The organism is Streptococcus pluranimalium (assembly GCF_047785745.1).
Classification (GTDB): domain Bacteria; phylum Bacillota; class Bacilli; order Lactobacillales; family Streptococcaceae; genus Streptococcus; species Streptococcus pluranimalium_B.
Genome location: NZ_JBLOJT010000067.1, coordinates 1 through 9,466, shown reverse-complemented (window position 1 = coordinate 9,466; position 9,466 = coordinate 1). Strand labels below are relative to the sequence as shown.

General features: G+C 38.4%; 9 protein-coding genes. All 9 read left to right on the top strand.

The annotated features are described in order from the left end of the window. The first annotated feature begins 247 nt into the window (after positions 1 to 247). Positions 248 to 697 carry a MarR family winged helix-turn-helix transcriptional regulator gene (locus ACMZ6U_RS07370; RefSeq protein ID WP_416107547.1) on the top strand — a complete coding sequence of 150 codons (450 nt, stop codon included), beginning with the start codon at positions 248 to 250 and terminating at the stop codon, positions 695 to 697. Continuing rightward, a complete protein-coding gene (locus ACMZ6U_RS07365) occupies positions 690 to 2,492 on the top strand; it encodes an ABC transporter ATP-binding protein (RefSeq protein ID WP_416107545.1) in 1,803 nt (600 codons plus the stop codon). Before ACMZ6U_RS07370 ends, ACMZ6U_RS07365 begins: the two co-directional genes overlap by 8 nt. After that, entirely contained in the window at positions 2,482 to 4,230 is a 1,749-nt protein-coding gene (locus ACMZ6U_RS07360) for an ABC transporter ATP-binding protein (RefSeq protein WP_416107543.1), read from the top strand. Before ACMZ6U_RS07365 ends, ACMZ6U_RS07360 begins: the two co-directional genes overlap by 11 nt. Positions 4,231 to 4,472: 242 nt before the next feature. Further along, positions 4,473 to 5,192: a GDSL-type esterase/lipase family protein gene (locus tag ACMZ6U_RS07355; protein WP_416107541.1), complete on the top strand. Its 720-nt coding sequence runs from the start codon at positions 4,473 to 4,475 to the stop codon at positions 5,190 to 5,192. Between the two features lie 115 nt (positions 5,193 to 5,307). Further along, a complete protein-coding gene (locus ACMZ6U_RS07350; protein ID WP_416107539.1) occupies positions 5,308 to 6,678 on the top strand; it encodes a metallophosphoesterase in 1,371 nt (456 codons plus the stop codon). Beyond that, the gene (locus ACMZ6U_RS07345; protein WP_416107537.1) at positions 6,662 to 7,240 is read left to right on the top strand and encodes a uracil-DNA glycosylase family protein; all 579 of its coding nucleotides are present in this window, start codon (positions 6,662 to 6,664) and stop codon (positions 7,238 to 7,240) included. The genes ACMZ6U_RS07350 and ACMZ6U_RS07345 overlap by 17 nt, the downstream gene beginning before the upstream one ends. A gap of 98 nt (positions 7,241 to 7,338) precedes the next feature. Beyond that, positions 7,339 to 7,515, top strand: coding sequence for a 30S ribosomal protein S21 (gene rpsU, locus ACMZ6U_RS07340; RefSeq protein ID WP_002884573.1), 177 nt, complete (start codon positions 7,339 to 7,341; stop codon positions 7,513 to 7,515). A 222-nt stretch (positions 7,516 to 7,737) separates the two neighbouring features. Next, a complete protein-coding gene (locus tag ACMZ6U_RS07335) occupies positions 7,738 to 8,913 on the top strand; it encodes a CapA family protein (protein ID WP_416107535.1) in 1,176 nt (391 codons plus the stop codon). Continuing rightward, on the top strand, positions 8,907 to 9,452 hold the full coding sequence (locus ACMZ6U_RS07330) for a GNAT family N-acetyltransferase (protein ID WP_416107533.1): 546 nt from the start codon (positions 8,907 to 8,909) through the stop codon (positions 9,450 to 9,452). Before ACMZ6U_RS07335 ends, ACMZ6U_RS07330 begins: the two co-directional genes overlap by 7 nt. The last annotated feature ends 14 nt before the right edge of the window (positions 9,453 to 9,466 follow it).

Here is a 9,466-nt window from a genome sequence, read left to right as displayed (position 1 = left end):
TTTTTAATTGAGGTTTTTCGTCAACTGTAGTGGGTGACTTATAATTAACATCTAGAGAGAATCGTTTTGGTTCTCTCTTTTTTCATGCCTAAAGCGATGAGAGCTACGAAAAGAGACGTTTTGGTGACTGTTTTGACATAATCATACGCTTATCATCAACTATAAAGTTCTCATAAGAACTTTATAGTTGACTTTAGTTCTCTTGAGAACTATAATACTGAAATGATTAAATAATGGAAGTGGTTTTATGGAAAATCCTTTGCAAGTTTTTAAAACAGTCATTGCACAATTGGAGCAAGCCTCTGGTGAATTAGCTCAGAAATATGATATCAAGCCTTTAAAAGGGCCTCAAGGCAAGGCTTTGTATTATCTTTTTAAACACCAGGATGAAGAGATATTTATCAAAGACATTGAGCAGCGTCTCCATATTTCTAAGTCTGTTGCTAGCAATTTAGTGAAGCGAATGGAGCGAAATGGTTATCTATGCCTGGAGACTTCTTTAGAAGACAAACGTTATAAACGTTTAGTATTAACAAAAAAAGGGATTTCTAAAATTGAACCTTTGGAAGATTTTCATGTCGATTTAATGACACATCTTTTTGCGGGCATCAGTCCTGATGACGCGAGTGCAGTAGATCGGGTGTTAGAACAACTCCAAACTAATTTAAAGAAGTACAAAGAGGAGAACGATGTTTAAATTATTGAAACATTTAAATGGTAAAGAGTGGGCGATGATTGCCCTATCTAGCGTTTTTATTTGTTTAGCTGTCTGGATGGATATTGAAACACCAGCCTACATGTCAGATATTACTAAGTTACTTCAGGAAAAAGGAACAACGACAGCTGATATTATGGAACCGGGGTGGAAAATGCTCGGACTGGCTTTAGGCAGTTTTATCATGGCAGTTTGTGTCGGTTTTTTGGCAGCTCGAACAGCAGCTAGTTTTACGACGCGTTTGCGTTCCGAAATTTTCAATCAGGTTATGGATTATTCCGATGCTGAGATCAAACAATTCTCCGTACCAAGCCTCTTAACCAGAACAACCAATGACCTAACGCAGTTACAAATTTTAATTACCATGGGTATGCAGGTAGTAACACGTGGTCCTATTATGGCAATCTGGGCCTTGACCAAGATTTGGGGTAAGAGTAGTGAGTGGACCTGGTCCGTTGCTATTGCGGTTGCAGTAGTCATGCTCTTGTTAGCAACTCTTTTGATTTTTGCTTTTCCGCGTTTACAAATGGTCCAAAAACACACTGATGGGCTAAATGCGACCATGCGTGAAATTCTATCAGGAATTCGTGTTGTCCGTGCCTATAATGCTGAAGACTATCAAGATGCAAAATTTTCAGAGCAAAACCTAGCTCTGACTCGTTTGAATCTTTTTGTCAGTCGCCTATTTGCCTTGATGAATCCAGTCATGACAGTAGTTTCCAGTGGTTTGACCTTGGCTATTTATTGGATTGGGGCTCAGATGATTGATAATATCGCTATCAAGATGACGTCAAGGGCAGCTGCTATGACAAGTTTTCAAGATCGTATTACTGTTTTTAGTGATATGGTTGTTTTTTCATCCTACGCTATGCAAGTTGTCATGGGCTTTATGATGATGGTCGCTATCTTTATTATCCTACCGCGTGCATTGGTGTCAGCAAGGCGGATTAATGAAGTGCTTTCTTTGGAACCAAGCATTATCTTCAAGAAAACATCAACTGAGAAATTAGCTGAAAAAGGCCAAGTACAATACCGAAATGTTACCTTCAAATATGCCCAAGAATCAGAAGCAGTTGTCGAAAATATCTTCTTCAAAGCTAGTGCAGGTCAAACGATTGCCTTTATCGGGTCAACTGGTTCTGGTAAAACAAGTTTGGTTAAACTTTTACCACGTTTTTATGATGTGACGTCAGGTCAGATTTTAGTTGATGGTATTGATATTAAGGATTACAGTCATGAGGAACTCAATAATAAAGTTGGTTATATCCCTCAGAAAGCTGTACTCTTTAGTGGAACTATTCGCTCTAACATGACTTTTGGTGAGAGCGGTCAAAAACAACCAGATGATCCAGCTATTTGGGATGCGCTAGAATTGGCTCAAGCTAAAGACTTTGTCCAGGCTAAAGAAGACGGACTTGAGACGGAAGTGGCACAAGGTGGAACAAACTTCTCTGGTGGTCAACGCCAACGATTGGCGATTGCGCGTGCCCTTGCTCGTAAACCGGAAATATTGATTTTTGACGATTCCTTCTCTGCCCTTGATTACAAGACGGATCGTATTTTGCGTCAGGCCTTAAATGAAAAAACGGGACAGATGACCAAACTCATTGTTGCTCAAAGGATTTCAACTATTATGGATGCGGACCAAATCTTAGTATTGGATCAAGGTCAGGTTGTTGGTCAAGGCACTCATAAGGAACTTTTGGCAAACAACAGCGTTTACCAAGAAATTGCCTATTCACAATTATCTAAGGAGGAATTGGAACATGACAATTAAGAAAAAATCATTAATCAGCCAGTCTCTTCCTTTCTTGAAAGGCTTCCGGTTTGTTTTTGTACTGGCTATTATGTTTACCATCTGTTCAAGTATCATTACGGTTATTGGACCGGATAAGCTAAAAGAAATTACCGACGTTATTACAGAAGGTATTGTTGGCACGGTTGACATGGCTAAAATCAAGGATATCGGTTCCCAACTCGCCCTTCTCTATGGTGGCGGTGCCATTTTGTCTTACTCGGCTAGCTTTATCATTTCAACTATGATTCAGCATTTTTCACAACGCATGCGCATAGCCATTGCTGAAAAAATTAACCGTGTGCCTTTGTCATATTTTGACGCTCATTCACAGGGAGATACTCTATCACGTGTGACCAATGATGTGGATAATATGACCCAGGCTTTAAACCAGAGTTTGACCATCCTTGTTTCATCTAGTGTGCTCTTAGTTGGTTCCATTATCATGATGTTTAAAACCAATGGTGTCATGGCTGGGACAGCGATTGGATCAGTTCTCTTAGGTTTCTTGCTAAGTATGGTCATTATGATGAAAAGCCAACCTTTCTTTAAACGCCAGCAAGATAATTTAGCAGCGATTAATGGTTACGTTGAAGAAACTTATACAGGGCATAATCTGGTTATTTCTTACAATGCCAGAGAACAAGCCAAAACAAGATTCGAAGAGCTCAATCAAAATCTTTACAGCAGTGTGTGGCAGTCCCAATTTTTCTCGGGGATTATGATGCCCATGATGCAGTTTATTGGTAATTTTGGCTATGTTATGGTCTGCTTGGTTGGAGCTAAACTGGTCATTGATGGTGACATTACGATGGGAACTATTGTCGCTTTTATGACTTATGTTCGTATCTTCTCTCAACCTCTTGGGCAAATGGCTCAGGGGGCTACACAAATGCAAACTGTTTCAGCAACGATGGGAAGAATTTTTGAATTCCTCGATGCGCCTGAAATGGAAGACGAAAGTTCTAAAAATCAGCAATTATTAGACATTAAAGGTCATGTTGATTTTGACCATGTGACTTTTGGGTATACACCTGAAAAAACGATTATTAAGGATTTTTCAGCTCAAGCCAAACCTGGTCAAAAGGTGGCCATTGTTGGTCCGACAGGGGCTGGTAAAACAACCATTGTCAATCTCCTTATGCGTTTTTATGAGATCAACAGTGGTAGCATTAGTATCGATCAAGTCAATGTGTACGATATGACGCGAGAAGAAGTCCATAATGCCTTCTCAATGGTCCTACAAGATACTTGGCTCTTTGAAGGGACGATCAAAGAAAACTTGATTTACAACCAGACTCATATCACAGATGAGCAAGTAGTTGAAGCGGCCAAGGCTGTTGGAATCCATCACTTTATCATGACCCTTCCTAAAAATTACGACAGTGTCTTGGATGATACCTTAACCTTGTCAGTTGGTCAGAAACAGCTCTTGACTATTGCACGTGCTCTTTTGAAAGATGCACCGCTCTTGATTTTGGACGAAGCTACCTCATCTGTCGATACACGTACGGAAGAGTTGATTCAAAAAGCCATGGACAAACTTATGGAAGGCAGAACATCCTTTGTCATCGCTCACCGTTTGTCAACCATCCGAAACGCTGATTTAATTTTGGTCATGAAAGATGGTAACATCATCGAGCAGGGTAATCATGAAACCTTGATGACTGAAAATGGTTTCTATGCGGATCTTTATAATTCACAATTTGAAGTGGCTTAAGAGATTGATGTTAGCCTAATTATGGAAAGCTGGTCTATTGGTGACTAGCTTTTTCATATATTTGGAATTGTTATAATATTGAAAATCAAAAGATGACGTTGTCAAGTTTACCTTGATGAACTTCGGTTCTACTTGCGGCTTCTTTCCTAGTCAGATTTTGTTTTTCTTCGAGCATTAGTTATTTTCTTTGAAATTTCATCTAAAATATCAGATAATGGAGAATATCTGAAAGGAGGCATCCGATGACTAAACATAGAAAGAAGTGGTTTGATCGTTTTATTTACATCATATTGATTATAACCGCTATCTATAGTTTTACCCGTTTGTTTGAGTCCAGTGATACCTCAGATAAAAAAGATAAAATTACCATTGCAGCTGTCGGTGATAGTATTACCTATGGAGTAGGAGTTGCGTTAACTCGAGAGACAGACTCTTATCCAGCTTTGTTACAAGAGGCTTTAGGACAAAAATATCACGTTATCAATTTTGGTTTAAGTGGCAGGACATTATTGTCTCATACTGCGAAACCTTATTTTAAAGAGCCTCTAGCTAAAAAATCCTTTAAAGTGAATCCCGATATCGTCATTATCATGTTGGGAACCAATGATTCCAGAGAAGTTTACTGGCAACCTAGGCGTTATCAAAAAGAATACTTAGCAGTCATTAAGCGTTACCAAGCTTTAGAGAGTCATCCTAAAATCTATATCATGATTCCACCTCGTGTCTTTTTTGAAAATCCGCAGCCCACTTATCCTAATAATAAAGTTGTAGATGGTCAATTAAGAAAGCTGATTCCTAAAATAGCTGAGAAAGCAGGAGTATCAGTGATTGATCAATATAAAGGAACTGAAAATCATCCAGAGTGGTTTAGTGATCAACTGCATCCAAATTTAGAGGGTAATCAAGCGATTGTTCAAGCTATTTTAAAGCAAACAAGTCTAAAAGCAGCGAAACGAAACTAAAATGAGTCTTCTAAGTCAATTCTTGACTTAGAGGCTTCTTTTTTTACTTGAGGGTCACTGGTCAGCGAGACTTGTGTTAAGATAGAACTAGGATGATGATAGAAAGGGGATACAAGTGACTAAGAAATTAAGAACTATACTGGTTAGTCTATTCCTTTTGTTAGTTTTTGTCTTTCTAGCCACTTGGAGAGAAGATAGTAGGACAAAGAATGCTATAAAAAAGGTTTGGATCATTACTGATTTACACCAATTATCACCTGATTTACAAGATGGTAAAAGTGCCTTTAAAACCATTCAAGCGACGGCGGCTGGTAAGGATTTGCGGTATGGTAAAGACAGAATGGAAGCCTTACTTCTTCAAGCAAAAAGAGAAAAGCCGGACTTATTAATCGTTAGTGGTGATTTGACGTTTAATGGAGAGTACCAAAGTTTGAAGGATTTATCAGAGACTTTTCAAACTTTTGAAAAAAATGGCATTCAAGTTCTTGTTGAACCTGGCAATCATGATATTGCGGACGGATGGGCGCGTGAGTTTCGGGGGAATAAGCAGTATAAAACCAAGCAAATTTCAAAACATGACTTTGAAACGCTTATGGCTGATTTTGGCTATCAGGAGGCTGATGCAAGGGACAAATCTTCCTTGACTTACCTAGCGAAAGTCAGCCCCAAACAGTGGTTTTTGATGATTGATTCTAATATTTATAGTGATGACGTTGGAAAGGGGGCACCTGCTACAAATGGACGCTTGAAGAAAAAAACTTTGTCTTTCATTGAGAAGCAATTATCAGCTGCTAAGGAGCAAGGGGCTTTAGTTATTCCTGTTATGCACCATAATGTGCTCAATCAGCATCAACAACCACAGCAAGGATATACTTTGGATAATGCACCAGATTTGAGAAAACTATATGCTAAGTATGATCAGAAGATTGCTTTATCAGGGCATATCCATACTCAAAATATCAAGCAAGACACCCTGATTGGTGGTACTAGCTTAACTGAAATTGTTACAGGAGCTTTCTCTATACCTCCAGCTAGTATTGGTGAATTGCGATTTGAGAAGGATAGTTTGTATTATCAGCAACTAGCCCTAGATATGAAGCTTTGGTTGAAAAAGCAGTCAGCGACCAATCAGGACTTAATCAATCATCGTCAGTATATGGACAGCATTTTTAATGATGCTAGTAATCTCTTGGTTCATATGAGACTACATGATGAAGGATGGTATGATGGCGATGTGGCAGAAGAAGTATCAACCATTATTGAATCGGTTAACTTAGCTTATTTTACAGGTCAACCTATAGATAACCATTGGATGGAAGAACATGTCTATCGAAAGAAAATATATCAAGAGGTTAAGACAAATCACCCAGATAGTTTCGCAGTGACCTATATAGAGCAAGTTTTAGCAGAGAGTCGCGATGGCTCAGATCAAAAAGTTAAGATTACTCTAAAGACGCCAAAGGAGATAAATGATGACAATGACTAGTATTTATGAAGCCATTAAGGCAGATACGGCTAATCACGTTTATACGGCAGCTGGTATTGAACCACTTTATCAAGTCAGTCCAACTGCCAAAGTTCTGTTGATTGGCCAGGCACCAGGGCTAAAAGCGCAAGAAAAGCAGAAGCTCTTTCAAGATCCGAGTGGGGATCGGTTAAGACAATGGTTAGATGTTGATGAGCAGTTTTTTTACGAGTCGGGACAATTTGCTATTTTACCCATGGATTTTTACTTTCCAGGAAAGGGAAAATCAGGTGATTTACCACCTCGCAAAGGACAAGCAGAGAAGTGGCACTCGCTTCTAATGAAAGAGATGCCAAATATTACACTGACATTGCTAATAGGTAAGGCAGCTCAGGATTATTATTTGACAGATAAGAGGACCTTAACGAACCGTGTGGTAGCTTACCAAGATTATTTGCCTGATTATCTACCTCTGCCCCATCCGTCACCTCGAAATAATATCTGGCTAAGCAAACACCCGTGGTTTGAAGAGGAGCTCCTACCAGAATTGAAAAAGCTTTTAAGAGGCATTTTTGACCATTGATGGCAGAAAAAGTTATAAAAGTCTTGCCAAGTTAGCCACTTTAAAGTATAATGAATAAGACCGTGTAAATGGTATCTTATCTTGAGGAGGTGAAATCAATGTCAAAAACAGTCGTACGTAAAAATGAATCACTCGATGATGCACTTCGTCGTTTCAAACGTTCTGTGACTAAAGCTGGTACTCTTCAAGAGGCACGTAAACGTGAACACTATGAAAAACCATCTGTAAAACGTAAACGTAAATCAGAAGCAGCTCGCAAACGTAAAAAATTCTAATAACTATTAGAAAACCCTATTTGGGGCACCTTTTATCAGCCATCAGAAGTTGATAGAAAACGAAGATTTAGAGAGGACCGTCTTGGTCTTCTCTTTTTTAGTTTAAAAGCTAGGAAAAATTAGTCATAAATCTTGCAGCTTCGATCTCATAATAAGTGATTTTGAAAGCGCTGTTTTTCATCTGTTTTCATTTATGTTATACTGTTTTTAGGAGGTGATAGGATGAAAGGTTTGACATTAATCAGAAACTGTTGCTTAGGCTTTTTAGGGCTATCTTTACTTTTCGCTGGATTTCATGATCTCCATCAGTCAATGACTAGATCGACATCCAGAAAAACAACTAACCTTAAACAAGCCCGCATTGTTGCTAACGGTGACATTCTTATTCACGATATCTTATATGCAAGTGCTTTAAAAGAAGATGGTTCTTATGATTTTGAGCCTTACTTTACCTATGTGACTGATCGTATTTCTAAGGCTGATTTGGCTATTGGTGATTTTGAAGGAACGATTTCTCCTGATTATCCTCTTGCTGGCTACCCCTTATTTAATGCTCCTGTGGAAATAGCAGAGACTTTACAAAAAACAGGTTATGATGTTATAGATTTAGGACATAATCACATTCTAGATTCTGGATTGGCTGGCGCAATCAATACCTCACAGACCTTTAATAATTTAGGGCTGGATACCATTGGGTTCTACAAAAAAGATAGAAATCAAGAAGGCTTTCTCATTAAGGAGGTTAACGGTATCAAAATTGCAATTTTAGCTTATGCTTACGGTTATAATGGTATGGAAGCCAATCTAATAAAGCAAGAGTATGAGAAACATATGGCTGATCTTGATACCAAAAAGATCAAAAAAGAATTAGAACGAGCAGAAAAAGAAGCCGATGTGACTATAGTTATGCCACAGATGGGCATAGAATATGCCCTAGAACCTACTGAAGAGCAAGTCAAGCTCTACCATAAGATGGTATCATGGGGCGCTGACCTTATCTTTGGAGGTCATCCTCACGTTATCCAACCATCAGAAACCCTGGAGATAGAAGGTGAGAAGAAATTGATTATCTATTCTATGGGAAATTTCATTTCTAATCAACGAGCAGAAATCATGGAAAATAAATGGTCTGAACGAGGGCTACTAATGGATGTGACCTTTGAAAAATCTAATAACAAAACACGTATCAAGACAGTAAGAGCTCACCCAACTTTAGTTGAAGCAAAACCCAAAGGGACCTTCGCTCCAGAAGGCTATGAACTGTATGATTACCGTGTTATGATTTTAGAGGATTTTATCGCAGGGGGAAAATATCGTCAAAAAATAGATAAAGCATTACAGCAGAAGGTTGACACTGCCTATAAGGAAACAAAGGAGTTGGTGAACTTACAATGGTAAACATTAGGAGGCAATCTGTATCCTTATTTTCAAAAACTTATAAGCAGGTGAGAGAGCTCTATCGAACAGTTTTTCCTATTGAAGAGCGTCTTCCGTTTACTTTCTTAATATTAAACAGTTATCGGACGATAGCTTCGGCATACGCCTACTATCAGGAGGAGAAGTTTATTGGCTTTGCCTATATCATGCACGATAAAGATTACTTATTTATCACTTATTTAGGCGTCAATCCTGAACATCATTCGCAAGGGTTTGGTAGTCAAATGCTAGCAGATTTAAAAAAATTGGCAGATGATCGGCATATGATCTTAAGTATTGAACCGATGGATGCTAAAGCTGATAACTATCATCAGCGACTAAAACGCCTTGCTTTTTATGAAAGAAATGATTTCACATTGACTCAGGTATTTTATCAAGAAAATCAAGAAATGTTTCAGTTTATGGTAACAGATCCAAGTCTTAATTGGAAAGCTTTTGAAAAATTCTTGAAACAATCCTTCTTAGGTCTTGCTTCCATTACCTTTTTAGAAAAAACTTAAACTAAGCATATAAC

Bases quoted from the DNA above. Each gene is read 5' to 3' on its own strand.
- ACMZ6U_RS07370 (WP_416107547.1), top strand. From the start codon at position 248: ATGGAAAATCCTTTGCAAGTTTTTAAAACAGTCATTGCACAATTGGAG.
- ACMZ6U_RS07365 (WP_416107545.1), top strand. From the start codon at position 690: ATGTTTAAATTATTGAAACATTTAAATGGTAAAGAGTGGGCGATGATT.
- ACMZ6U_RS07360 (WP_416107543.1), top strand. From the start codon at position 2,482: ATGACAATTAAGAAAAAATCATTAATCAGCCAGTCTCTTCCTTTCTTG.
- ACMZ6U_RS07355 (WP_416107541.1), top strand. From the start codon at position 4,473: ATGACTAAACATAGAAAGAAGTGGTTTGATCGTTTTATTTACATCATA.
- ACMZ6U_RS07345 (WP_416107537.1), top strand. From the start codon at position 6,662: ATGATGACAATGACTAGTATTTATGAAGCCATTAAGGCAGATACGGCT.
- rpsU (WP_002884573.1), top strand. From the start codon at position 7,339: ATGTCAAAAACAGTCGTACGTAAAAATGAATCACTCGATGATGCACTT.
- ACMZ6U_RS07335 (WP_416107535.1), top strand. From the start codon at position 7,738: ATGAAAGGTTTGACATTAATCAGAAACTGTTGCTTAGGCTTTTTAGGG.
- ACMZ6U_RS07330 (WP_416107533.1), top strand. From the start codon at position 8,907: ATGGTAAACATTAGGAGGCAATCTGTATCCTTATTTTCAAAAACTTAT.